Source organism: Streptomyces sp. NPDC088794 (assembly GCF_044750545.1).
Classification (GTDB): domain Bacteria; phylum Actinomycetota; class Actinomycetes; order Streptomycetales; family Streptomycetaceae; genus Streptomyces.
The window spans coordinates 144,009-166,402 of sequence record NZ_JBIVKB010000011.1; the positions used below are offsets into that span (position 1 = coordinate 144,009).

23 protein-coding genes are annotated in these 22,394 nt (G+C 71.4%); 9 read left to right on the top strand and 14 right to left on the bottom strand.

Annotated features, from left to right (window positions below; translation table 11 throughout):
* Positions 1-130 precede the first annotated feature (130 nt).
* The 8 genes from ACIP6U_RS28615 to ACIP6U_RS28650 form a co-directional block, all read right to left on the bottom strand.
* Positions 131-1,735: a SpoIIE family protein phosphatase gene (locus tag ACIP6U_RS28615; protein ID WP_401723417.1), complete on the bottom strand. Its 1,605-nt coding sequence runs from the start codon at positions 1,733-1,735 to the stop codon at positions 131-133.
* Complete coding sequence (locus ACIP6U_RS28620) at positions 1,725-3,104, bottom strand: sensor histidine kinase (protein ID WP_401723890.1); 1,380 nt, start codon at positions 3,102-3,104, stop codon at positions 1,725-1,727. Before ACIP6U_RS28620 ends, ACIP6U_RS28615 begins: the two co-directional genes overlap by 11 nt.
* Positions 3,105-3,233: 129 nt before the next feature.
* Positions 3,234-4,298 (bottom strand): ATP-binding protein, encoded by a 1,065-nt coding sequence (locus ACIP6U_RS28625; RefSeq protein ID WP_401723420.1) that lies wholly within the window; start codon positions 4,296-4,298, stop codon positions 3,234-3,236.
* Positions 4,286-4,675, bottom strand: a complete 390-nt coding sequence (locus ACIP6U_RS28630; RefSeq protein ID WP_401723893.1) for an anti-sigma regulatory factor — start codon at positions 4,673-4,675, stop codon at positions 4,286-4,288. Before ACIP6U_RS28630 ends, ACIP6U_RS28625 begins: the two co-directional genes overlap by 13 nt.
* A 29-nt stretch (positions 4,676-4,704) precedes the next feature.
* Positions 4,705-5,076, bottom strand: coding sequence for an STAS domain-containing protein (locus ACIP6U_RS28635; protein ID WP_124001251.1), 372 nt, complete (start codon positions 5,074-5,076; stop codon positions 4,705-4,707).
* The gene (locus tag ACIP6U_RS28640; RefSeq protein ID WP_401723421.1) at positions 5,073-5,924 is read right to left on the bottom strand and encodes an STAS domain-containing protein; all 852 of its coding nucleotides are present in this window, start codon (positions 5,922-5,924) and stop codon (positions 5,073-5,075) included. Before ACIP6U_RS28640 ends, ACIP6U_RS28635 begins: the two co-directional genes overlap by 4 nt.
* A 71-nt stretch (positions 5,925-5,995) precedes the next feature.
* Positions 5,996-6,358, bottom strand: coding sequence for an STAS domain-containing protein (locus tag ACIP6U_RS28645; protein ID WP_401723423.1), 363 nt, complete (start codon positions 6,356-6,358; stop codon positions 5,996-5,998).
* Positions 6,359-6,431: 73 nt separating this feature from the next.
* A complete protein-coding gene (locus tag ACIP6U_RS28650; RefSeq protein WP_401723425.1) occupies positions 6,432-7,403 on the bottom strand; it encodes a YihY/virulence factor BrkB family protein in 972 nt (323 codons plus the stop codon).
* Positions 7,404-7,540: 137 nt separating this feature from the next.
* On the opposite strand from ACIP6U_RS28650, the gene ACIP6U_RS28655 reads away from it, so the two are divergent.
* Positions 7,541-8,128, top strand: coding sequence for a hypothetical protein (locus tag ACIP6U_RS28655; protein WP_401723427.1), 588 nt, complete (start codon positions 7,541-7,543; stop codon positions 8,126-8,128).
* 93 nt (positions 8,129-8,221) lie between these two features.
* On the opposite strand, the gene ACIP6U_RS28660 is transcribed toward ACIP6U_RS28655, so the two are convergent.
* A complete protein-coding gene (locus tag ACIP6U_RS28660; protein ID WP_401723428.1) occupies positions 8,222-8,530 on the bottom strand; it encodes a DUF6479 family protein in 309 nt (102 codons plus the stop codon).
* Between the two features lie 76 nt (positions 8,531-8,606).
* On the opposite strand from ACIP6U_RS28660, the gene ACIP6U_RS28665 reads away from it, so the two are divergent.
* The gene (locus tag ACIP6U_RS28665) at positions 8,607-8,981 is read left to right on the top strand and encodes a ferredoxin (protein ID WP_401723429.1); all 375 of its coding nucleotides are present in this window, start codon (positions 8,607-8,609) and stop codon (positions 8,979-8,981) included.
* Between the two features lie 116 nt (positions 8,982-9,097).
* Positions 9,098-10,276: an acyl-CoA dehydrogenase family protein gene (locus ACIP6U_RS28670; protein WP_401723430.1), complete on the top strand. Its 1,179-nt coding sequence runs from the start codon at positions 9,098-9,100 to the stop codon at positions 10,274-10,276.
* A gap of 27 nt (positions 10,277-10,303) precedes the next feature.
* On the opposite strand, the gene ACIP6U_RS28675 is transcribed toward ACIP6U_RS28670, so the two are convergent.
* Both ACIP6U_RS28675 and ACIP6U_RS28680 read right to left on the bottom strand, forming a co-directional pair.
* A complete protein-coding gene (locus ACIP6U_RS28675; RefSeq protein WP_401723432.1) occupies positions 10,304-11,125 on the bottom strand; it encodes a class I SAM-dependent methyltransferase in 822 nt (273 codons plus the stop codon).
* A 115-nt stretch (positions 11,126-11,240) separates the two neighbouring features.
* A complete protein-coding gene (locus tag ACIP6U_RS28680; protein ID WP_401723433.1) occupies positions 11,241-12,395 on the bottom strand; it encodes a PucR family transcriptional regulator in 1,155 nt (384 codons plus the stop codon).
* Between the two features lie 265 nt (positions 12,396-12,660).
* Between ACIP6U_RS28680 and ACIP6U_RS28685 the strand changes: the two genes are divergently transcribed.
* Complete coding sequence (locus ACIP6U_RS28685; protein ID WP_401723435.1) at positions 12,661-14,955, top strand: tetratricopeptide repeat protein; 2,295 nt, start codon at positions 12,661-12,663, stop codon at positions 14,953-14,955.
* Between the two features lie 96 nt (positions 14,956-15,051).
* Positions 15,052-16,620: a phytoene desaturase family protein gene (locus ACIP6U_RS28690; protein WP_401723437.1), complete on the top strand. Its 1,569-nt coding sequence runs from the start codon at positions 15,052-15,054 to the stop codon at positions 16,618-16,620.
* Between the two features lie 66 nt (positions 16,621-16,686).
* Here the strand turns inward: ACIP6U_RS28690 and ACIP6U_RS28695 are convergent, their stop codons facing one another.
* Together ACIP6U_RS28695 and ACIP6U_RS28700 are read right to left on the bottom strand one after the other, a co-directional pair.
* Positions 16,687-17,031, bottom strand: coding sequence for a DUF2750 domain-containing protein (locus ACIP6U_RS28695; protein WP_401723439.1), 345 nt, complete (start codon positions 17,029-17,031; stop codon positions 16,687-16,689).
* Positions 17,032-17,088: 57 nt separating this feature from the next.
* Positions 17,089-17,883 (bottom strand): SDR family NAD(P)-dependent oxidoreductase, encoded by a 795-nt coding sequence (locus tag ACIP6U_RS28700; RefSeq protein WP_401723441.1) that lies wholly within the window; start codon positions 17,881-17,883, stop codon positions 17,089-17,091.
* Between the two features lie 87 nt (positions 17,884-17,970).
* Here ACIP6U_RS28700 and ACIP6U_RS28705 point away from each other — a divergent pair, with 87 nt between their 5' ends.
* The 3 genes from ACIP6U_RS28705 (at position 17,971) to ACIP6U_RS28715 (ending at position 21,565) form a co-directional block, all read left to right on the top strand.
* On the top strand, positions 17,971-18,822 hold the full coding sequence (locus ACIP6U_RS28705; protein ID WP_401723443.1) for a helix-turn-helix transcriptional regulator: 852 nt from the start codon (positions 17,971-17,973) through the stop codon (positions 18,820-18,822).
* An 86-nt stretch (positions 18,823-18,908) separates the two neighbouring features.
* Positions 18,909-20,018 (top strand): NAD(P)H-dependent flavin oxidoreductase, encoded by a 1,110-nt coding sequence (locus ACIP6U_RS28710; RefSeq protein WP_401723445.1) that lies wholly within the window; start codon positions 18,909-18,911, stop codon positions 20,016-20,018.
* A complete protein-coding gene (locus ACIP6U_RS28715; protein ID WP_401723448.1) occupies positions 20,015-21,565 on the top strand; it encodes an acyl-CoA synthetase in 1,551 nt (516 codons plus the stop codon). The genes ACIP6U_RS28710 and ACIP6U_RS28715 overlap by 4 nt, the downstream gene beginning before the upstream one ends.
* A gap of 24 nt (positions 21,566-21,589) precedes the next feature.
* On the opposite strand, the gene ACIP6U_RS28720 is transcribed toward ACIP6U_RS28715, so the two are convergent.
* A complete protein-coding gene (locus ACIP6U_RS28720; protein ID WP_401723451.1) occupies positions 21,590-22,117 on the bottom strand; it encodes a DUF2867 domain-containing protein in 528 nt (175 codons plus the stop codon).
* A 42-nt stretch (positions 22,118-22,159) separates the two neighbouring features.
* Between ACIP6U_RS28720 and ACIP6U_RS28725 the strand changes: the two genes are divergently transcribed.
* A complete protein-coding gene (locus tag ACIP6U_RS28725; protein WP_401723918.1) occupies positions 22,160-22,315 on the top strand; it encodes a hypothetical protein in 156 nt (51 codons plus the stop codon).
* The last annotated feature ends 79 nt before the right edge of the window (positions 22,316-22,394 follow it).

The window sequence follows — 22,394 nt, forward strand, 5'->3', positions numbered from 1 at the left end:
CTCGGTGCCGTCGCCGCACGACGACAGCCGAGAGGATAACCACACCGAGCGGCCGACCCTTTCAGTTCCTTCACCGGATGTACAAGTTCACGCCGGTTCAAACCTGAGCCGGATCTCTCCGCTCGACGGCTCAGCTGAACAGAGCCGCGATCAGCGCGATGTCGTCGTCCTTGTTGTGTCCGAAACGCGCCAGGAGGAGATCGCACAGTTCCTCCAGATCCTCCGGTCCATCGGCCACCGCGTCACGGAACTCGGTCAGTGTGGTGTCGAGATGGGCGGTGCGCACCTCCACGAGGCCGTCGGTCACCATGAGCAGGCGGGTGCCGGGCGGGGCGTCCAGGACGGTGGGCGGCGGATGGGGCAGGCCGAGGCCGAGGAGGGGGCCGTGCGCGTGGTGGAACCGCGGTCCCTCCCTCGGGTCGATCACCAGTGGGGGGATGTGGCCGGCGTTGGCGATGTGCAGCCGGTGGTCGTCCGGCGTGACGAGAACCAGGCAGAGGGTGACCGTGATGCCGGGCTGGGACTGGCCGAGGAGGGTCTCCAGGCGTTCCAGCACGTGGTGGGGCGGGTGGCCCTCGATGGCGTACGCGCGCAGCGCGTGGCGCACCTCACCCATGACGGTCGCGGCGGTCACCGAGTGCCCCACGACGTCCCCGATTGCCAGCAGCAGTCCGTTGACCGTCCGCACCGCCTCGTAGAAGTCCCCGCCGATCTCGGCGTGTTCGGAGGCGGGGACGTAGCGGAAGGCCAGGTCGATGCCGGGGACCGTGGGCAACTCCTTGGGCAGGAAGGAGCGTTGCAGGGCCAGCCCGAGGGCGTGTTCCTCGTTGTAGGTCCGCAGCGCCTCCAGGGCCAGGGCGCTCGCGTTGACCACCTGCTGGAGGAGCTGCTCGTCGTCCGCGTCGCTCAGGGCCGCCGCGGGCACGGCAAGGCAGACGGGCGGCCGGCCGCGCTTGGTGCGGGCGACCGCGAGCGCGATCTCGCCCTGGAGGTGGTCGGCCGGCAGCAGCGCCCGCCACTGGCCGTGCGGGACCCGGACGACCCTGACCCCGGTGTCCTGGTTCAGCCCGAGCGCCGCCAACTGGTCGAGCAGGCCCGGCTGGGCGGGATGGATGCGTACGGGGGTGAGCGGGTCGTCGATCATGCTGTGCACGGCCTGCGCCTGCGGTGAGAGGAAAACGGCGCTGGCCGGACTGCCCAGGACACTTGCCGCGCCACCGGTCGCCGCCGACGCGAAGGAGTGGAAGCCGACGGCGCTGTAGACGTCCAGCGTCGCCGTGTTGAGCGCGATGAGGCGTTGCGCCAGCCGCTCGGCGCGCTGGCGGGCTCTGGCGTAGCGCAGGGTCGCGGTCACGGTGGCCAGGAGCTCGCCGGGGTCGATGGGCTGGTCGAGGTAGGCGTCGGCGCCCCGCCGCAGCCCTTCGGCGTGATCGTCCGGGCTGACGGCGGCGGCGGAGATCTGGATGATCGGGAGATAGGCCGTCCGCGGACTGTCCTTGAGGCGTTCGCTGACCTCGAAGCCGCTCATGTCCGGCAGCAGGACGTCGATGATCGCGAGGTCCACCGGCGCGCTCTCGGTGGAGCCGAGACGCGCGAGCCCCTGCTCGCCGGTGGCGGCGCCGATCACGGTGTGCCCCGCGCGCCGCAGCCAGCTGGTGAGGACGTAGCGGTTCGTCTCGTTGTCGTCGATGACCAGAACGGTGGCGGGCGAAGGATCCTGGACTCTATCGGTCATGGCCCGACCCTTCCGTTTCCGGTTCGTCCGCGAGTACGTGGCCGAGGTCCGGCAGGCGCAGCCGCGCCCGGGTGCCGACGCCCACGGTGCTGGTGAGAGTGAGGGAGCCGCCGAGCAGTTCGGTGAGCGTGCGGGCGTAGGACAGGCCCAGGCCCGTGCCGGGCAGCCCGCTCTGGTGCGGGCCGCGGACCTGGTAGAACGCCTCGAAGACCCGGTCGAGTTCGGCGGCGGGGATACCGATCCCGGTGTCCGTGACGGTGAACAGGATCGCGCGGGGCGCGGGTTCGGGGTCGAGGGCGACGTCCAGGCGTACCTCGCCGCGCTCGGTGAACTTCAGGGCGTTGGACAGGAGGTTGCGCAGAATGCGGACCAGCAGCGTCTCGTCGGTCACCAGGGGCGGCTGCTCGTCGAGGCCGGGAGTGACCAGGGCGATGCGGTCCTGGTCGTGGCCGCTGTGCAGGAGGCCGCGGAGGTGGGCCAGGAGCAGCCGCAGATCCACCGGCTGCGGATGGATGTCGAGGTGACCGGCCTCGGCCTTGGCGACGTCCAGCAGGTCGTTCACGAGCGCCAGCAGCGTCTGGCCGCAGGACGCGATGAGATCGACCTGTTCCCGCTGATCCTCGGTGAGGGACGGTGAACTGGGCGCCCGCAGCAGGGTGGAGAGCGCGACCACGGAGTTGACCGGGGTACGGAGTTCATGACTGATGTTGGTCCAGAAGCGGGTCTTGGCCTCGCTCGCCTCCAGCAACTGCTGCCGCTTGTCGTCCAGTTCCGAGTGCAGGGCCAGCACACCGCTGTTGGTGGTCTCCAGCTCCTGGGTCAACTCCGAGTACAGCGCGAGCACTCCGCGGTTGGTCTCCTCCAACTCCTCGTTCATCCGCCGGAGTTCCTCGCCCTGGGCGCGGGTCTCCTCCAGCGTGGCGACCAGGTCGCGGGTCTGGGCGCGCAGATCGTCCGCCTCGGTGGACCGCCCGCCGCCCGCGAGCACCTTCGCCAGGCGCGTGTGCAGCTCGGCCGCACTCGCCCCGTCCGCGGGCAGCTGCTGGGTGATGACGACGCGGCTGCGGGACGGCCCGGCCTCGTGGTCGACGCGTACGAGCTTCGCCACCAGGTCGAGGGTGTCCGGTGCCGGCGGCGGCCCGCCGCTCCAGACGAAGGTGATGACCAGGGCCATCGGCTGCGCCGTCGCGTCCAGGCCGAAGGTGACCTCCAGGCCGTGGCAGCCGAGGCGGTCGCGGCCGAGTTCGCTCAGCGCGGTGGCCAGCCGCACCTGGTCCTGTCGCTCCAACGCCACGGCCGCCGCGGCCTGTTGGGCGCTTCGCCGGAGTCCGAACACGTCCTGGGGCGTGGACAGGCCGAACGACGCCACCTGCTCGACCGGCGCCGACGTCGACGCCGACGAGCGGTGGTGGCGGGGCGCGCCGCCACGCGGGCCCGGCTCAAACGCGTCGGTCGGCACGCCCACTCCTGTTCCCACTCGTCCCACTCATCGCTTCGCTCACCAGGCGCCGTTGACCACGACCACGGAGGCGTCGTCCCGGCGCACACCGGCCTCGCGCAGCAGCTGTCCGGCCGTGACGAGCGGCGAGTGCCCCAGCAGACCGGGCAGCGCCGCCGGGTCCCAGCGTTCGGTCAGCCCGTCGGAGTGCATGACCAGGGCGCCGTGGTCGGGGAGCGGTTCCTCGAACGTCCGCAACCGGCGCATGTGCATGCCGACGATGCCGGGGGCCGACAACAGGGCGCGCCGTACGCCGTCGGCGACGAGGAACCCGCTGACGTTGCCGACACCGCAGTACAGCAGCCGCCCCGCGGCGGGCTCGATCCGGGCCACGGCGACGGCTCCGCCGCGCAGCCCCCGCAGCGCGAGGTGCACCGCGTTCAGGGCGCCCTCCGGACGCAGGTCGTGGGCGCCGTGGAACGCCTTGACCGCCGCCTGACTCGCGCGCGCCGCGAGCGGGCCGTGGCCCAGTCCGTCGCACAGCATGATCAGGAGCGCCGAAGGGTCACCGCCGCCGTCCCCCACGACCCTGCGGACGGCCCACGCGTCCCCGCACACGCTCTCCCCGCTGATGGGCCTGGTGACTCCGTCGGCGGTGGGCTCGCCCGGGGTGACGACGGCTCGGCCGTCCCCGGTGCGTGGCCAGAACCGTGCGGTCATGACCGTGCCGCGGCCGGGCACGGAGTGCAGGTCGAAGTGGTCCGCGAGGCGGGAGACCGCGCCCAGGCCGATGCCCAAAGTGCCCGCGCTGGACGCCCCGTCGGCGAGCGCCGCGGCCACGTCGGTCATCCCGGGCCCGGAGTCGACGGTGAGGAACTCCACCCCGGCCTCGTCCCCGGCGCGCACCGTGCGCAGCAGCAGGGCCCCGTCCACGGCATGCCGATGGACGTTCGTGGCGGCCTCGGTGACGGCGAGGGCGACCTCGGCCACCCGGTGGCCGCTGAAGCCGACGCGCCGGGCCAGTGCGGCGGCCGCGCCCCGGGCGGCCACCGACAGGGACGGCCCGTCCCGGAACCACGCCAGGTCCTCGCGCTCGAGGACGGTCGCGGTGTTCACCTCGCCCACTTGATGATGGTCACGGCCGTGCCCTCGCCGGGCGCGGTCCGCAGGCGGAAGTCGTCGACGAGACGTCGGGCACCGCTCAGGCCGAGGCCGAGGCCGCCGCCCGAGGTCCAGCCGTCCGTCATCGCCTGTTCGACGTCGGGGATGCCCGGCCCGGAGTCCTCGAAGACGGCGGCCACACCTCGTCTGCCGTCCACGTTCACCATGCCGGCGCTGACCGTGCCGCCACCTCCGTAGGTCAGGGTGTTGCGGGCCAGTTCGCTGGCCGCGGTGATCATCTTCGTCTGGTCGACCAGGGACAGACCGCACCGCTGGGCCAGCGCCCGGATGGCCTGGCGGACGTGCACGAGATCACTGCTGCGCGCGACGGGTTGGACCAGCGGCTCTTCGCCGGCTGTCCAGGGCGCGGTCACTGCAAGGCCGAACTGGGGGACTGGCGCAGTTTCGCCAGCCCCTTCTCCAGGTCGAGGGCGGTGCTGACACCGCCGAGCGAGAGTCCCAGCTCGACCAGGGTGATCGCCACCGCGGGCCGCATGCCCACGACCACGGTCCGGGCGTCCAGCACGCGCGAGATGGCGGCCACCGTCGCGAGCATGCGCCCCACGAAGGAGTCGACGATCTCCAGCGCGCTGATGTCGATGATGACGCCGCGGGCCGACTTGGCCACGATCTGCTCGGCCAGGTCCTCCTGGAGGTTCAGGACGGTCTGGTCCTCCAGATCGAACTGGACGGACACCAGCAGCGTGTCGCCGATCCGCAGGATCGGAATGCGCTCGCTCATCGCTGCCCGCCCGTGTGCGCGACCATGTCCACGCCCGACCTGCGCAGGGCGAGCTTCAGGGCGTCCGCCAGGCTGGCCTTCGTCACGATGCCGTCGAACTCGATGCCCAGCGCGACGATGGTCTGGGCGATCTGCGGACTGATACCGGACACGGTGCACTCGGCGCCCATCAGCTTGGCGGCGACGATGGTCTTCAGCAGGTGCTGGGCGACCTGGGTATCGACTGCGGGCACGCCCGTGATGTCGATGATCGCCTGCTCGGATCCGGTGTCCACCAGGGCCTGCAGCAGCTTCTCCATGACCACCTGGGTGCGCGCCGAGTCCAGCGTGCCGACCAGCGGTACGGCGATGACCCCGTCCCACAGCCGCACCACCGGTGTGGACAGTTCGAGGAGCTGCTCCGCCTGCGCGGTGATCAGCTCGTCCCGGGTCTGTGTGTACGTCTCGATCGTGAACAGACCCAGGCCGTCCAGAATCATGGCGAGCCGCAGATAGGCCCGGATCTCCTCGGCGGAGCCGGTCTCCAGCACGGGTTCGAGAACCCGTTTCAGCGCGAAGACGCTGACGGCGGTCTCACTCGGCGAGAATCCCTGCCGCGCCCGGTTCCTCGACAGCTCGTTCAACAGGGCGCGGACTTCGGACATCTGCTCCGAGTGGACATCGGTGGCGCCCTGTCGCAGCGCCTCCACCAGGGCTTCGTACAGTTCGCGCAGCTCGCGGTTGAGCTCCGCCGCGCTCACGCGACCGCCCAGCGACCCCGAGACCTCTGAGACCCATGACGCGGCCAGATCCCGTCCGTCGACCGACAGGAGCCCCACCAGGTCCACAGCGCTGTCTCGCTTCACCATTCGGGCGCTCCTCGATATTCGAATATTTGTGTCAGAACTGACCCGTGCAGACTACGGCACCCGTTCAGTGATCAGTCCTCCAGTGCCTGGCGGACCGTCGAGCGGCACGGAATGAGCGTGTCGATGCCGACGAGCTGCATCACGCGCAGCACGGGCGGTTGGGTACCGGCCACGCGCAGCCAGCCCTGGGCCTCGACGGCCGCACGGTGGGCGGTGATCAGCAGGTTGATGCCGCTGGAGTCCATGAAGGTCAGGCCGGAGAGATCGGCGACCGTCCGGGGCGACGCGCCATCGGCCGGCGGATTCAGTGCCTCGCCCACGCAGTCGTGGGTGGCCTGGTCCAGTTCGCCGCGCAGGGCGACGACCCGGACGCCGTCGACGATGGACTGACTGACCGTCAAATGGCCCGGGTGCATGGGGTGTTCGTCTGTCACGATGTGCGGCTCACCAACGGGAAGGGAATCATGGTGTGACCTCCAGCCCGCCGAGTCCCCAGAAAGGACGGGATTAGGCCTCCTTGCTCCAGGTGCGGGTGTCGCGGGGCGGGAGGTAGGGCTCCTCGTCCTTGGGCAGTCCGCCGGCGACGGCACGCTGGCGGGCCAGCTCCGCGTCGAACTCCAGGCCGAGCAGGACCGCGATGTTGCTGATCCACAGCCACACCAGGAAAACGATCACGCCGGCGAGCGCGCCGTAGGTCTGGTTGTACGAGGCGAAGTGGGCCACGTAGAACGCGAAGCCCGCCGAGGCGGTCATCCAGACCAGCAGGGCCAGCACACTGCCCGGAGTGACCCAACGGAAGCCGCGGCCCTTCACGTTGGGCGCCGCCCAGTAGAGGATCGCGATGACGATCGTGACGAGGACCACCAGCGCCGGCCACTTCGCGATCGACCACACCGTCAGCGCGGTGTCCCCGATGCCCAGCAACGAGCCGGCCTGCCGGGCCAGCCCGCCGGTGAACACCACGATCAGTGCGCTGATCGTGGTCAGCACCAGCAGCACCACCGTGATGCCCACCCGGATCGGCAGCACCTTCCAGAGGGGGCGTCCCTCGGGCATGTCGTACACCACGTTGGCGCTGCGGATGAACGCCGCGATGTAGCCGGAGGCCGACCAGACCGCCAGGACGATCCCGACCACGGCCATGATCGAGCCGATGCCGCCGGGCGCCTGAAGCTCCCGCACCGCGTCGCCGATGATGTCCCGAGCCGAGCTCGGCGCCAGCTTCGCGAGGTTGTCCATGACCTTCTGGGTCGCCGACTTCCCGGCGATGCCCAGCAGCGAGACCAGGACCAGCAGCGCCGGGAAGAGTGCCAGCACCCCGTAGTACGTCAGGGCCGCGGCGCGGTCGGCGAGCTCGTCGGCCTGGAACTCCTTGACCGTGCCCCTGAGCACGGCCCACCAGGAGCGTTTCGGCAGTTTGGTGGGCCGATCCGGCTCGCGGTCCTGCACATCGTCGTCCGGTCCCGTTGTCCGTGGCATAGCACTGGGGTATCCCCGTCCGGCCCGACCATGCGTCGCCGGAAGGGACGTACATGCCCGGACCTCCCGTCCGCGCCCATCCGGTGAGACCGTTTATATGTATCCGTCCTCACTGCGCCCGCGAGGGGGTGAGACCGATGCGGAAGGCCGGACGCGTCAGGGTCCTGACCTGGCGCTGGCGGAGCAATCCGCTGCGCAGGCGCAGCGATGTGGTCGAGGCGTGGATCCTGCTCGCCGCCTGGGTGGTCGCGACGGTGCTCGCGGTGCTCGCGGGGGTCGTCGGGACGCAGGCCGCGGAGCGGGCACTGGCCCGGGACCGGGCGGCCCGCACACCCGTCGCCGCCGTACTGGTCAGGATCGTCCCGGGCAGCACGCGCGATGTGGTCACCGGTATCCGTCACGACCGTGTGGTGGGCTCGGTGCGCTGGACCGACGCCGAAGGCACGGTCCGTACGGGACTGGCGCCGGTGCAGCCCGACACCGAGCCCGGCGGCCCGGTCCCGGCCTGGACCGACGGACACGGCCGCCTGGTCCCCGCGCCCGTGAACGCCGCCGAGGCCTCGGCCCGCGCGGCCCTGGCCGGCGCCGGCGCCGCGCTGGTCACCGGGTCCGCGGTCCTCGTCGGCGGGTATCTGATGCGGCTGCGGGTGCAGCGGCGTGCCACCGAGCGGTGGGGCGTGGAGTGGGAGCGGGTCGGACGGCGGTGGGGACACACCACCGGCTGACCTGCGACGGCGCCGCTGTGCACGGCCCGCCTTGGACCGTCGGCGGGACTCCGCGCGCCGCGCGCCCCGGCCGCCGCCTGGCTGGTCGCCGCCCTAGTTCTCGCGCCGTTCCTGCTCTGTCGGGTCGACCGGGGTGGAGGAACTGGTCATCTCGTGCGGGGTCCGGCGCCGGCCGTCCTGGGGTACCTCGTCGGACTCGCGGTGTTCCCGCTCCTCGCGCACCGGGCCGCCCTCCGGCATCCGCGGCTGCTCGTCCGAGCGCGGCGGGGGCGGCTGCCGGCGTCGGGCCCGGGCACCCGCCCAGAAGGCGCCGAGCAGCAGGGCCACGACGACCACTCCGACGGCGACGAGCCCGATTCCGAGGGCCTTGCCCGCGGCCATGTCCATCCATGCGTTGTCCATGGCACGCGAGTACCCGAGGCCCTCGTCATGAACCCGATCCGGGTTTGACACGGTCGGTACCGGCAACTCGCGCCGTGTGACTACGACGACATCGCAGAGGGAGCTCATCCGGTTCCTGGAGGACCGCTTCTCGTGCGCGCTGGCATGCACCGAGTGCGCCCGGGCGTGTGCCCTGCGCGCGAGCATGGTGGATCCGGACGGGACCGAGGAGCAGGAACTCGTCCGGCGCAAAGGCGTCATGTGCGCGGAGGTGTGCGACGCCACCTGCCGGATGCTGTCCGAGCAGAACCGGCTCGACGAGGCCGGCATCCGCGTCCAGGTCGAGTGGTGCCGCAGCGTGTGCCTGGAGAGCGCGGACGTCTTCGACCGGTACCCGGGCGCGGAGGACGCCGCGAAGATGTGCCGGGAGTGCGCGGACGCGTGCACCGACTTCCTGGCCCTGCTGGACTGACCTGTCCTTTTCCCTGTCCCTTTCCGCTTCTTTTCCGCAGCACCGCCATTCCCAATTTCTGGAACACGTTCTACCGTGTGCGCCGACAGGACCGGTCCCGGGAGCCTGGAGGCGCCGTGCATCTCGACCAAACCCCCGAGCAGCTCCGGCTGCGCACCGAACTGCGCGCCTACTTCGCGGAGTTGGTTCCGGACAACGCCTACGCCCGGTACGGCGACCCGGCCGTCCAGAAGCGTTTCTACCGCCAGACCATCCGACGGCTCGGCACGGACGGCTGGCTGGGCGTGGGCTGGCCCAAGGAGTACGGCGGGCGCGGGCTCACGGCGATGGAGCAGTTCATCTTCTTCGACGAGGCCGCGCAGGCCGGCGTACCGCTGCCGCTGATGGCGCTCAACACGGTCGGACCGACCATCATGCAGTTCGGCACCGACGAGCAGAAGGCGTACTTCCTGCCCAAGGTCCTGGCCGGCGAGATCGACTTCGCCATCGGCTACAGCGAGCCCGACGCGGGCACCGACCTCGCGGCCCTGAAGACGCGGGCCGTACGCGAGGGCGACGAGTACGTCGTCAACGGCCAGAAGATCTGGACCACCAACGGCGACACCGCCGACTGGGTGTGGCTGGCCACCCGCACCGACCCCGAGGCCCCGCCGCACAAGGGCATCACCATGCTCCTTGTGCCGACCACCGACCCCGGCTACTCCTGCACCCTCATCACCACCCTGGCCTCGCACGACACCACGGCCAGCTACTACGAGAACATCCGTGTCCCCGTCTCCCGCCGCGTCGGCGCCGAGAACCAGGGCTGGCGGCTGATCACCAACCAGCTCAACCACGAGCGCGTCACCCTCGCCGCCCACGGCACCATGGCCATCCGCGCCCTGCACGACGTGCAGCGCTGGGCGACGGAGACCAAACTCGCCGACGGCCGCCGCGTCGTCGACCTGCCCTGGGTACGCCGTCTGCTGGCCCGTACCCACACCAGGCTCGACGCGATGAAACTCCTCAACTGGCAGATGGTGAGCGCCGTCCAGCACGGCACACTCACCCCGCAGGACGCCTCCGCGGTGAAGGTCTACGGCTCCGAGGCGCGCCGGGACGCCTACGCCTCGCTGATGGAGATCGTCGGCGCGGCGGGCGAGTTGAAGGAGGGCTCGGTGGGCGCGGTACTCCACGGCGAGCTGGAACGCGGCTACCGCTCGGCCGTCATCTTCACCTTCGGCGGCGGCAACAACGAGATCCAGCGCGAGATCATCTCGTGGATCGGGCTGGGGATGCCGCGAGTTCGGCGTTGACCGTCGACACCCCACCTGCGCGGAGTGCTAACGCACCTGTGCCCACGCCGCCACGAGTTCCGGGACGTAGACCGTCGCCCGCGCCACTTCGCAGGCGCGTGCCATGCGTTCCCGCAGGGTGTCGATGTCGACCTCCCGGGCCGTGGCGATGCCACCGCGCTCCATCACCGGCAGCAGACTGCGTGCCGACTCGGCGATCAGCGTCACCGCCGCCGAGTCGGGACCACCGGCGGGCGCGGCGACCGCCACACGGGGATCGGGGAGCCCCGAAAGCCGCAGTACTTCGGCCAGTTGCTCACCCATCTCGGGATCGCGGCCCCCTACCCGGAGCGCCGCGCTGATCCACTCCACGGTCTCCGTCACCAACGGCACCGCGGGGACGGCGCGCGTCCGCGAAATATTGAAGTCCTGGAACGTCACGACGCCGCCCCGACGAACAAACCGCGTCAGTCCCTTCACGGTCGACACCGGATCGTCGAGATGAATCAGGATGAGCCGTCCCACCAGGGCGTCGAAGGAACCGGCGACTTCGAGATCCGGAAGCACGCCCTGTACGAAGCCGACATTCGCGAACGAGTCCGCGGCGGCATTCACGCGCGCCCGCTCCAGGACCCCCGGGTCCATGTCCACGCCGAGCACCCGCCCACGCGAACCGACTATGCGCGCGGCGGCGAGTGACACCTCGCCCGTACCGCAGCCGACGTCGAGGACATGCATCCCCTCACTCAGGCCCGCCGTCCGCAGGAGATACTCGGTGTGCCGGTCGTACAGCGAAGCCTGTATGCCGAGCCTGTCCGACTCTTCCGAAGTGGTTCCCATGACGTAGGAACCCGTGTCCGTCTCTGCCATTTCTGATCCTCCGCTGCGCGTCGTCAGTCACGGAGTGTAGGAATCGGCGGGGGTGCCGGTCTTCGGCGCGATCATGGAGTACGAGGATGGATTCCTGTGGATTCCACAATCGCCGTCAGCTGGTGATGCCGACGACCGAGCGGACCAGGCCGGTGAAGGTGCGCGGGTCGGTCCCGGTGAGCTTGTGCCACTGGCCGAGCCGGTAGGCCACCGTGTTGGGGTGGATCATGAGCGCCTCCGCGGCGTGCGACAGCGACAATCCCGCGTCGGCGAAGGCGAGGACGGTCTCCGCCAACTGCGGCTGCTCGGCCGCCGTCCGGCGGACGTCGGTGAACAGAGGTTGCAGCCGCTCCCTGCTGTCGACCAGGCTCGCCCGCAGCCAGACGTCCTCGAACGAGGTCGCGTGGCCGCCGCGTTCGGAGACGACGAGGGCGCGCTCGGCGTCGGCGATGCTCATCTCGGCTCCGGCCAGCCCGGCCCGGTCGAGGCCGACGCCCACGCGCGTGTCGTCGCCGGCCAGCTTGATCACGCGGCTGACCAGATCGGCCGCGTCGACCCCCTGGGTGACGGCGACCATCAGCTGCCCGCTCAGACCGCAGGAGGCCTGGCCGCTGATCTGCCGTGCCGCACGTTGCAGCAGGACGAGATGTCCCTCCGCGGCCCAGGTAGCGACCGGTGTGCACAGGGCCCGGAAGTCTCCGTCCGGGTCGAATCCCAGCTCACGGGCGATCTCGGCGGTGTGCTCGCGGGGTGCCCCGCCGGCTCGGAGCAGTTCGAGGAAGCGCTGCCGCAGACCGGCCTCGCGCCCGTACCGCGCGCCGGCCTCGTCCGCGTAGGCGTCCGCGACCACACCGCTCGCCGACTGGACCCACACCCACAGGGGCGCGACCAGCTCGATCGCGGTGTCCTCGGCCTCCGTTCCCCGTGCCGTGGCCCGCAGTTCGTCCCACAGCCGACGGGCGCCGACGTGAAAGGTCGCGAGCGCGTCCTGGACGGGCAGCCCGTAGTACGCCCTCCTGAGCGACTCGGCCCGGATCTCCAGCAGTTGCTCCGCCGTCGGCTCCACATTCAGGGCGAGCCCCCGCAGGATGGCCCGGAGCCGGCTGCGCACGGTGTCGCGCTGCTCGGCCAGCGGCATCGCCACGTAGGAGGGGATCTCCCGCCTGATGTCGTCGGTGACCCCGACGCTCAGTTCCTCGAGCCGCGACAGCAGGGATTCGCACAGCTCGCGAAGGGGATGTCCGGCGGGTCGGACCGCGGAGGATGTCACGCCCGCCACTGTCGAATCGACAATGAGCGCATGTCAAGCGCGCTCACCCGGAGTGACGGGCGCGGGCCGGTGCGAGCCGGCACCCCGACGCCCCGGCAATCCCGCGCGTGCACGCCCGTCACTCATGACCGAACACAATCTCCGCGTTGTGTCACGGCTGCGCCCGCACTCCCGCACGGCGCCGTACAAACTCGGACGACACCTCGCCATACTGGACGAGCCAGGGGAGGGCCGGGCGAACCAGTTACGGGGGCGATCGCGGGAGATGGGGGACAGCAGGCTGATCCAGGGCCGGTACCGGCTGCTCGATCTGATCGGGCGCGGCGGCATGGGCGAGGTGTGGCGTGCCCGGGACGAGTCGCTGGGGCGGCAGGTCGCCGTGAAGTGCCTCAAGCCGCTCGGCCCGCACCACGACCAGGCGTTCACCAGAGTCCTGCGCGAGCGCTTCCGGCGCGAGGCCCGGGTGGCCGCCGCGCTCCAGCATCGCGGGATCACCGTCGTCCATGACTTCGGGGAGTCCGACGGGATCCTGTACCTGGTCATGGAGTTGCTGGAGGGCCGCAACCTCAGTCAGCTCCTGGAGGACAACAAGAACCATCCCCTCGCGGTCGGTGACGTCGTGGAGATCGCCGACCAGGTCTCCGCCGCCCTCGCCTACACCCACCAACAGGGCATCGTGCACCGCGACTTGAAGCCCGCGAACATCATGCGGCTGACCGACGGCACGGTGAAGATCTGCGACTTCGGCATCGCCCGCCTCGGCCACGACATCGGCTTCACCTCCCGGCTGACCGGCACCGGCATCGCGATGGGCACCCCGCACTACATGTCCCCGGAGCAGATCAGCGGCTCCGAGGTCGACCAGCGCAGCGACCTGTACTCACTGGGCTGCGTGCTGTACGAGATCACCACCGGGGCACCGCCGTTCGACCTCGACGACGCCTGGGCGATCCTCATCGGCCACCGCGACACCGCGCCCCAACCGCCGCGCGGCAGGCGGGCGGAGCTGCCCGAGTACTTCGAGAAGATCATCCTGGACCTGCTGGCCAAGCTGCCTGAGCAACGCCCGCACGACGCCCGGGAGTTGAGCCGCAGGATCAGCGCGGGCCGGACCACACCGACATACGTGCCGACGGTGGTGACCCCGCAGCCGGTGTTCCAATCGCCGGGGCAGGCGTCCTCCAACGCCGTCCGCCTGCCCGAACCTTCCCGGGAGGCGCGGCTGCCGGAGGTGTCCCGCGAGACCCGGCTGCCGTCCTGGACCCGGGGCATGACCACCGGCCACAAGGCCACCGGCGCGGGACTGCGGGTCACCCCGCCGGACGCGGGTGCGGGCCTGACCGGCGAGTGGATCCCGCGTCCGGCGGGCGGCCGGCCCGAGGAGCCGGTGCCGGACCGGCCGCGGGCCCCGTCCCAGGAGGCGATCACCGCGCTTGCCGGTCGGCACAACGCGGGGCTCAGCCTGGGCCGGCTCGGCCGCTGGACGGAGGCGGGCGAGGTGCACCGCGCGGTCGCCGCCGAGCGCGCGCACCTCCTGGGCCCCGACCACCCCGACACCCTCGCCAGCCGCTACGAGGTCGCCTTCACCCTCAGCCGGACCGGCCGGGCCGCCGACGCGCTCCAGGAGTACAAGCAGGTGACGGCCGCCCGCACCCGCGCGCTGGGTCCCGACCACCCCGACACGCTCGCCGCGCGTCAGGAAATGGCGTACGTACTGGGCCAGTTGGGGCGGCACTTCGACGCGCACCAGGTGTACACGTCGGTACTCGTGGCCCGAGAGCGCGCGATGGGCCCCGATCATCCCGACACCCTGCGCTGCCGGCACAACCTCGCGTTCAACCTCAGCAGGCTGGGCCGCCTGGAGGATTCGTACCGGATGGCGGTCGAGGTGGCGGTGGCGCGCGCCCGGGTGCTGGGGCCGGAACACCCGGACACCCTGGTCACCCGCTACGAAGTCGCCTACGCGCTGGGTCAGTTGGGCCGCTGGCCGGAAGCGTTGCAGACCTACCACGAGGTCGCCGAGGCCCGCGCCCAGGCCCTCGGCCCCGATCACCCCGACACCCTCGCCGCGCGCTACGAGGTCGGCATCAGCCTGGGCCGGCTCGGCCGCAGCGCGGACGCCCTCGCCCTCTACCGCGACCTGATCGACGACCGTACCCGCGTCCAGGGCCCCACCCACCCCGAGACCCTGCGCGCCCGCCACGGACTCGGCGTCAATCTCGGCCGTCTGGGCCGCTGGGAGGAGGCCCTCGCCGAGTCGCGCGACGTCTGCGCGATCCGCGACCGGGTCCTCGGCCCCGAACACCCCGACACCCTGGTCAGCCGCCGCGAAGTCGCCGTCAGCCTCGGCTGGTTGGGCCGCTGGACGGACGCCCTCACCGAATACCGCCGGGTCGCCACCGCCCGCGAACGCGTCCTGGGCCCCGACCACCCCGACACCCTCGCCAGCCGCAACGACGAGGCCCACTGCCTGGAACAGCTCGGCCGCGGCGCGGAGGCGGTCGAGCTGTACCGGAGGGTGGCGGTGCTGCGGCAGCAGCGGGCGACGGGCGGTCGCTGAGGGGCGGCTTCTGCTCGTCGGCTCCTGGGCGGTCCACCCCTGGGTCCGCCCGTTTCCGCTCTGGCCGCCTCGGATCATCGCGTGTTACGAAGAACCATGACCGCACTCGAGGGACACCGCACGTACGACGCCGTCATCGTCGGCGGAGGGCACAACGGGCTGGTCGCCGCCGCCTATCTCGCTCGGGCCGGGCGGTCGGTGCTGGTGCTGGAGCGGCTCGACCGCACGGGGGGCGCCGCCGTCTCGACCCGGCCGTTCGCCGGGGTCGACGCGCGGCTGTCACGGTACTCGTACCTCGTCAGCCTGCTGCCGAAGAAGATCGTGCGGGACCTGGGCCTCGACTTCCGGGTCCGCACCCGCACCGTCTCCTCTTACACCCCCGTGGAGCGGGACGGCCGGCCCACCGGACTCCTGGTCGGCGGCGGCGAGCGGCGCACCCGGGAGGCCTTCGCCCGGCTCACCGGATCCGGGGGTGAGTACGAGGCCTGGCAGCGGTTCTACGGCATGACCGGCCGCGCCGCCGAGCGGGTCTTCCCGACCCTCACCGAACCGCTGCCCTCGCGTGCGGAGCTGCGCCGACGCGTCGACGACGAGGAGGCCTGGCGGGTCCTGTTCGAGGAGCCGATCGGCGTCGCCATCGAGGACCGCTTCGCCGACGACCTCGTGCGGGGAGTCGTCCTCACCGACGCCCTCATCGGCACCTTCGCCGACGCCCACGAACCCTCGCTCGCCCAGAACCGTTGCTTCCTCTACCACGTCATCGGCGGCGGCACCGGTGCCTGGGACGTCCCCGTCGGCGGTATGGGCGCCCTGACCGACGCCCTCGCCGCGGCCGCGCGCCACGCGGGTGCCGTCGTCGCCACCGGCCACGAGGCGGTACGCATCGACACGGACGGCCGAACCGCCGAGGTCGCGTACCGCACCCCCGACGGCGAGGGCGCCGTCACCGCGCGGCACGTCCTGGTCAACGCGTCCCCGCAGGCCCTCGCGGAGCTGACCGACGACACCCCGCCCGCCCCCGCCGAAGGCGCCCAGCTCAAGGTGAACATGCTGCTCAAGCGGCTGCCGCGGCTGAAGGACCGGTCCGTCGACCCGCGCGAGGCGTTCGCCGGCACCTTCCACATCGGCGAGGGGTACGCCGATCTCGCCACCGCCCACGCCCAGGCCGCCGCCGGTGAACTGCCCAGTGCCCCGCCCTCCGAGATCTACTGCCACTCGCTCACCGACCCGACGATCCTCGGCCCCGACCTCGTCCAGCAGGGCTACCAGACCCTCACCCTGTTCGGCCTGCACACGCCCGCCCGGCTCTTCGACCGGGACAACGACGCCGTACGCGACGAGCTCCTGAAGTCGACCCTCGCCCAGCTCGACACCCACCTCGCCGAACCACTCGCCGACTGCCTCGCCACCGACGCCGAGGGGCGCCCCTGCATCGAGGCGAAGACGCCCCTCGACCTGGAACGCGACCTGCGCCTGCCCGGCGGCAACATCTTCCACCGCGAACTGTCCTGGCCCTACACCCAGGAGGACACGGGTCGTTGGGGCGTCGAGACCCGGCACCCCAACGTCCTGCTGTGCGGGGCGGGCGCGGTGCGCGGGGGAGGGGTGAGCGGGGTGCCGGGGCACAACGCGGCGATGGCGGTGCTGGAGGGTGGGGGCGCGTGAGCAGCAGTGGCTCGCAGGCGGAGAGCTCGGGCACGGGGTGCGCGCTCTGGCGGCGGGGCCAGTGAGCTAACCGGCTGTCGCCAGTCGGTTGAGGACCTCCGCCGGGGTGAAGCTCCAGCCGACGAGGCGCGGCCCGCTCCAGTTGATGCCGATCAGGAGCCCTTCCCTGGCGACATCGGGCAGTTCGCGGTTACGCCAGTCCTCCAGGGGCATGGACGCGACCCGCAGCCCGTTCCCCCAGATCTTCGCCGCCCTCCGGGCGCGGGCCGAGGTCGACCAGAAGGGAAGGCTTCGCGTGCCGTCCGCGGAGAGCGACGTCGGGCTTCCGATGTCGTCCCGGACGAGCCAGACCACTCGGCTCTGGTGGACGTCTCGGAAGAACGCCGTCGCTTGCGAACCACTTTGACTCATGGCCGTCGAGCCTAACCACACCAGGTCGGCCCCGGTACGCCCCGAGGAACGCCTTCCTCACGCCCGCAACCCCCCGTCCACCGCCAAAATCACCCCGGTCACATACGACGCCCGATCACTCAGCAGCCATGCCGCCGCCTGCGCGATCTCCTCCGGGGCGGCGGGGCGGCCCAGCGGGTTGAGGGTCGAGATGCGGTCGATGATTCCGGGGGAGTTCCGCTCCCACTCGTCGACCATCTCGGTCAGGGTCAGGCCAGGGGCGATCGCGTTGACGCGGATTCCCTCGCGGCCGTACGTGGCCGCGGCCGACGCGGTGAGGCTGTTGACGGCTCGCTTGGCCGCGCCGTACACCGGCAGTTCGGGGTTGGCCGCGAGGCTGCCGACGCTGGAGTTGTTGACGATGGCGCCGCGTCCGGCGGTGGCGCGGATGGCGGCGATCTCCGCCTTCATGGACAGCCACGGCCCCTTGAGGTTGACCGCGCTGACCCGGTCGAAGTCGGCTTCCGACAGCTCGTCCAGCGGGCCGGGCGGCTGGATCGTGGCGCCGTTGTTGAGGGCGATGTCGAGCCGGCCGTACAGCTCCACGGTCCGGTCGACGGCGGCCCGGACGCTGTCCCCGTCGGCCAGGTCGCACAGCACGTACTCGGCCGTGCCGCCCGCCGCCCTGATCTCCTCGGTGACCGCCTTGAGCTGCGCCTCCGTACGCGCCGCGAGGACCACCCGGGCACCTTCGCGGGCGAACAGCCGGGCCGACGCGGCGCCGATGCCGCGGCCGGCCCCGGTGATGAACGCGACCTTGTCGTCGAGCAGGCCGGTGGAGGTGTCGAGTGTCGTGCGAGGTGTGTTGTCCATGCCGTCGAGCCTGTGTCCGGCCGCGGGCGCTATCCAGGCACCGGCTGTACCTGGCTCGCCGGTTCGGCCCACGCGCACACTGGAGAGGTGAACCGACGAGGACTGGCGGACTTCCTGCGCAGCAGGCGCGAACGCATCACCCCCGCCGAGGTGGGCCTGCCCAGCGGCCCGCGTCGCCGTACGCCGGGGCTGCGCCGCGAGGAGGTCGCGCAGCTGGCGTACATCTCGACCGAGTACTACACCCGCCTCGAACAGGCCCGCGGCTCGCATCCGTCCCGCGAGGTGCTGGCCCAGCTCGCCCGCGCCCTGCGCCTGACCGACCCCGAGCGCGACCACCTGCACCACCTCGCCGGGACCCCGCCCGGACCGCCGCCCGGTCCTTCGCGAGAGGTCCGGCAGAGCATTCTCGACCTGCTGGACCGACTGCCGTTCGCAGCGGCGTTCGTGACCTCGGCGATATTCGAGATCATCGCCTGGAACGACCTCGCGGCCGCCCTGATGGAGGACTTCTCCGCCGTTCCCCGCCGCGACCGCAACCTCCTCCGGCGCGCCTTTCTCGGCCCGCACCCGGACGGCCGCCGCCTGTACGGCGTGTCGGACTCGGACGCGTTCACCCGGCACTCCGTCCCCGAGCTGCGCGCCGCCGCGGCCCGCTACCCCGGCGACCCGGAGGTGACCGGGCTGATCGACGAACTCCTGTCCGGCAGCGAGGAGTTCGCCCGGCTGTGGGCCGACCACCAGGTGGGCGGCGGGCCCACCCTCCGCAAGACCTTCGACCACCCCGTCGTCGGCCGGGTCACCGTCAACTGCGACGCCCTGGACATCACCGACCGCGACCAGCGGGTCGTCATCTACACCGCCACCCCCGGCTCGCCGTCCGACGAGGCGCTGCGGCTGCTTTCGGTCATCGGTACTCAGCACATGGGCGTGTCCGGCTGACGCCACGGAAAGCCCCGTGGCAAGAAATCTGACGGAGCATCAGAAAAGGCCTTCCGTCGTCCGGAGGACTGCGGCATTCTGCGCTCATGCAGACCGAGTTGAGCAACAGACTGGGAATCGAGCACGCCGTCTTCGGCTTCACGCCGTTCCCCGCCGTCGCCGCGGCCATCAGCCGGGCCGGCGGATTCGGTGTGCTCGGAGCGGTCCGCTACACCGCACCCGACGAGCTCAAGCGGGACCTCGACTGGATCGAGGCGCACGTCGACGGGATGCCGTACGGCCTGGACGTGGTCATGCCGGCGAAGAAGGTCGAAGGCGTCAGCGTGGCCGACGTGGAGGCGATGATCCCGGAAGGGCACCGGCAGTTCGTCGTCGACACCCTCGCCAAGTACGGGGTGCCCGAACTTGCCGAGGGCGAGGCGTCCGGCTGGCGGATCACCGGCTGGATGGAGCAGGTCGCCCGCAACCAGCTCGACGTCGCCTTCGACTATCCGATCCGCCTGCTCGCCAACGCCCTGGGCTCCCCGCCCGCCGACGTGGTCACCCGCGCCCACGAGCACGACGTCTTGGTCGCCGCCCTCGCGGGCAGCGCCCGGCACGCGGTCAAGCACAGGGACGCCGGCCTCGACATCGTCGTCGCGCAGGGCTACGAGGCCGGCGGCCACACCGGCGAGATCGCCTCGATGGTCCTCACGCCGGACGTCGTGGACGCCGTCGATCCACTGCCCGTACTGGCCGCAGGCGGCATCGGCAGCGGACAGCAGGTCGCCGCAGCGCTCGCCCTCGGCGCGCAGGGAGTGTGGCTGGGGTCCGTCTGGCTGACCGTCACCGAGGCCGAACTGCCCTCGCCCAAGCTGATCGAGAAACTCCTCGCCGCCGACGCGGGCGCCACCGTCCGCTCCCGCGCGCTGACCGGGAAACCCGCACGTCAGCTCCGTACCGAATGGACCGACGCCTGGGACGACCCGGCCGGACCCGGCACCCTCCCCATGCCCCTGCAAGGGCTGTTGGTCGCCGACGCCGTCTCGCGGATCCAGAAGTACGAGGTCGATCCGCTGCTCGGCACACCCGTCGGCCAGATCGTCGGCCGGATGAACAGCGAACGCAGTGTCCAGGCCGTCTTCGACGACCTCACCCGCGGCTTCGAGCAGGCCGTGGACCGCATCAACCGCATCGCCGGAAGGAGCGGCCAGTGAGCACACCCCCCGCCGGTTTCTGGGCCCAGGCCACCGAGGCCCCCGACCGCACGGTCCTCGTCGCACCGGACGGCGAGGAGTGGACCGCAGGACGGCTGCACGCCGCCGCCAACCGCCTCGTCCACGGCCTGCGCGCCGCGGGCCTGGGGCGCGGGGACGCCTTCGCGGTCGTGCTGCCCAACGGCGTCGAGTCCTTCACCGCCTATCTCGCCGCCAGCCAGGCCGGCTTCTACCTCGTCCCGATCAACCACCACTTCGTCGGCCCGGAGATCGCCTGGATCGTCGCCGACTCCGGCGCCAAAGTGCTGATCGCCCACGAGCGGTTCGCCGAACCGGCCCGCCACGCGGCCGAGGAGGCCGGACTCCCGGCGAGCCACCGCTACGCCGTCGGCACGGTCGAGGGCTTCCGGCCGTACGCCGAACTCCTCGACGGACAGCCCGAGTCGGCACCCGAGGACCGCGAACTGGGCTGGGTCATGAACTACACGTCGGGTACGACCGGACGCCCGCGCGGCATCCGCCGCCCGCTGCCCGGCAAGCGCCCCGAAGAGGCCTACCTCGGCGGCTTCCTCGGCATCTTCGGCATCAAGCCGTTCGGCGACAACGTCCACCTCGTCTGCTCGCCGCTCTACCACACCGCCGTGCTCCAATTCGCGGGCGCGTCTCTGCACATCGGGCACCGGCTGGTGCTGATGGACAAGTGGACGCCCGAGGAGATGCTCCGCGTCATCGACGCCCACCGGTGCACGCACACGCACATGGTCCCGACCCAGTTCCACCGCCTGCTCGCACTGCCGGAGGAGGTCCGGCGCACGTACGACGTCTCGTCGATGCGGCACGCCATCCACGGGGCCGCGCCCTGCCCCGACCATGTGAAACGCGCCATGATCGACTGGTGGGGCGACTGCGTGGAGGAGTACTACGCGGCCAGCGAGGGGGGCGGGGCGTTCGCCACCGCGGAGGACTGGCTGAAGAAGCCCGGGACCGTCGGCAAGGCCTGGCCCATCAGCGAACTCGCCGTCTTCGACGACGACGGCAACCGGCTCCCGCCCGGTGAACTCGGCACCGTCTACATGAAGATGAACACCGGCGGCTTCGCCTACCACAAGGACGAGGCCAAGACGAAGAAGAACCGGATCGGCGACTTCTTCACCGTCGGCGACCTCGGCTACCTCGACGAGGACGGCTATCTCTACCTCCGCGACCGCAAGATCGACATGATCATCTCGGGTGGCGTCAACATCTACCCGGCCGAGATCGAGTCCGCCCTGCTGGCCCATCCCGCCGTCGCCGATGCGGCCGTCTTCGGCATCCCGCACGACGACTGGGGCGAGGAGGTCAAGGCCGTCGTCGAGCCGGCCCCGGGCCACGAACCCGGTCCCGCGCTGGCCGCCGCGATCCTCGACCACTGCGCCGAGCAACTCGCGGGCTACAAACGGCCGAAGACCGTCGACTTCATCGCGGAGATGCCTCGCGACCCCAACGGCAAGCTCTACAAGCGGCGGTTGCGGGATCCGTACTGGGAGGGGCGTACGCGACCGGTGTGACCCCGATCCGCACGGCGTCCGGTCTCACGTCCGCCCGGCCCTGCCCACCATGGCGTGGACGATCAGGTGGTGGAAGGGCTCGATGGCCCTGAAGTACCGGCGGCCGACGGGGCGTTCGAACCGGACGACCGTCGTGCAGACGCCCTCCAGCCCGGTGCCGCAGGACACCGGGCGGAGGGCGAAGGACACGCGGAAGGCGAGGTGCTTGTCGTCCTCGCCGCACAGCACCTCGTCCGCGGCCACCGTGAGCAGCCGGAACGGGCCCACCCTGCGTCCGGGTTCGATACGGACGTCGGCGGCGCGGACGTGTGCCCGGGTCTTGAGGCCGAAGGGCGCCACGACCCGGTCCCGGAGGTCCATCAGCCGGTTCGCCCACTTCGGGGTGCCGGTGAGGACCAGCCGGGTGAACTCGACGGCGTCGATGCCGACGGGGAGATCCACGGACACGGCGTCGACATGGTCGTAGCGACCGAGATCGGCAATCGACGCGCCGAGCACCGGCGGCGCGTGCCGCCGGACTCGTCGTACGCGCCGTGCCCGCGTGCGAGTCATGTCCGCTTCTCTCCCCGTTGACGTCAGCGGCGTTCGGTCGCCTTGAACCCGGTCCGGTCGCTGTGGTGCGGCGACTTCGGGTTCGAGGACCGGGAGTACGTCAACAGTGTGCGCGCCACCGGGCAGCGCGGCACACGCGCGTGCCGTGTCCCCGGCCGGCAGCTCGCCGACGGTGACCAGGTTCGCGAACTGCTGTGAGCGGCCGCAGTGGTGGGATGCGTGCGGATTCCCGAGGCGTGTCGTCCGTGCGAACGTGTGGCCGGAATCAACTACGCGC

Excerpts from the sequence above, each read along its gene's own strand:
- ACIP6U_RS28650 (WP_401723425.1), bottom strand. The coding sequence starts at position 7,403 with ATGCCACGGACAACGGGACCGGACGACGATGTGCAGGACCGCGAGCCG.
- ACIP6U_RS28615 (WP_401723417.1), bottom strand. The coding sequence starts at position 1,735 with ATGACCGATAGAGTCCAGGATCCTTCGCCCGCCACCGTTCTGGTCATC.
- ACIP6U_RS28635 (WP_124001251.1), bottom strand. The coding sequence starts at position 5,076 with ATGAGCGAGCGCATTCCGATCCTGCGGATCGGCGACACGCTGCTGGTG.
- ACIP6U_RS28710 (WP_401723445.1), top strand. The coding sequence starts at position 18,909 with ATGCAGACCGAGTTGAGCAACAGACTGGGAATCGAGCACGCCGTCTTC.
- ACIP6U_RS28720 (WP_401723451.1), bottom strand. The coding sequence starts at position 22,117 with ATGACTCGCACGCGGGCACGGCGCGTACGACGAGTCCGGCGGCACGCG.
- ACIP6U_RS28695 (WP_401723439.1), bottom strand. The coding sequence starts at position 17,031 with ATGAGTCAAAGTGGTTCGCAAGCGACGGCGTTCTTCCGAGACGTCCAC.
- ACIP6U_RS28690 (WP_401723437.1), top strand. The coding sequence starts at position 15,052 with ATGACCGCACTCGAGGGACACCGCACGTACGACGCCGTCATCGTCGGC.
- ACIP6U_RS28640 (WP_401723421.1), bottom strand. The coding sequence starts at position 5,924 with ATGGTGAAGCGAGACAGCGCTGTGGACCTGGTGGGGCTCCTGTCGGTC.
- ACIP6U_RS28675 (WP_401723432.1), bottom strand. The coding sequence starts at position 11,125 with ATGGCAGAGACGGACACGGGTTCCTACGTCATGGGAACCACTTCGGAA.
- ACIP6U_RS28685 (WP_401723435.1), top strand. The coding sequence starts at position 12,661 with ATGGGGGACAGCAGGCTGATCCAGGGCCGGTACCGGCTGCTCGATCTG.
- ACIP6U_RS28660 (WP_401723428.1), bottom strand. The coding sequence starts at position 8,530 with ATGGACAACGCATGGATGGACATGGCCGCGGGCAAGGCCCTCGGAATC.
- ACIP6U_RS28655 (WP_401723427.1), top strand. The coding sequence starts at position 7,541 with ATGCGGAAGGCCGGACGCGTCAGGGTCCTGACCTGGCGCTGGCGGAGC.
- ACIP6U_RS28700 (WP_401723441.1), bottom strand. The coding sequence starts at position 17,883 with ATGGACAACACACCTCGCACGACACTCGACACCTCCACCGGCCTGCTC.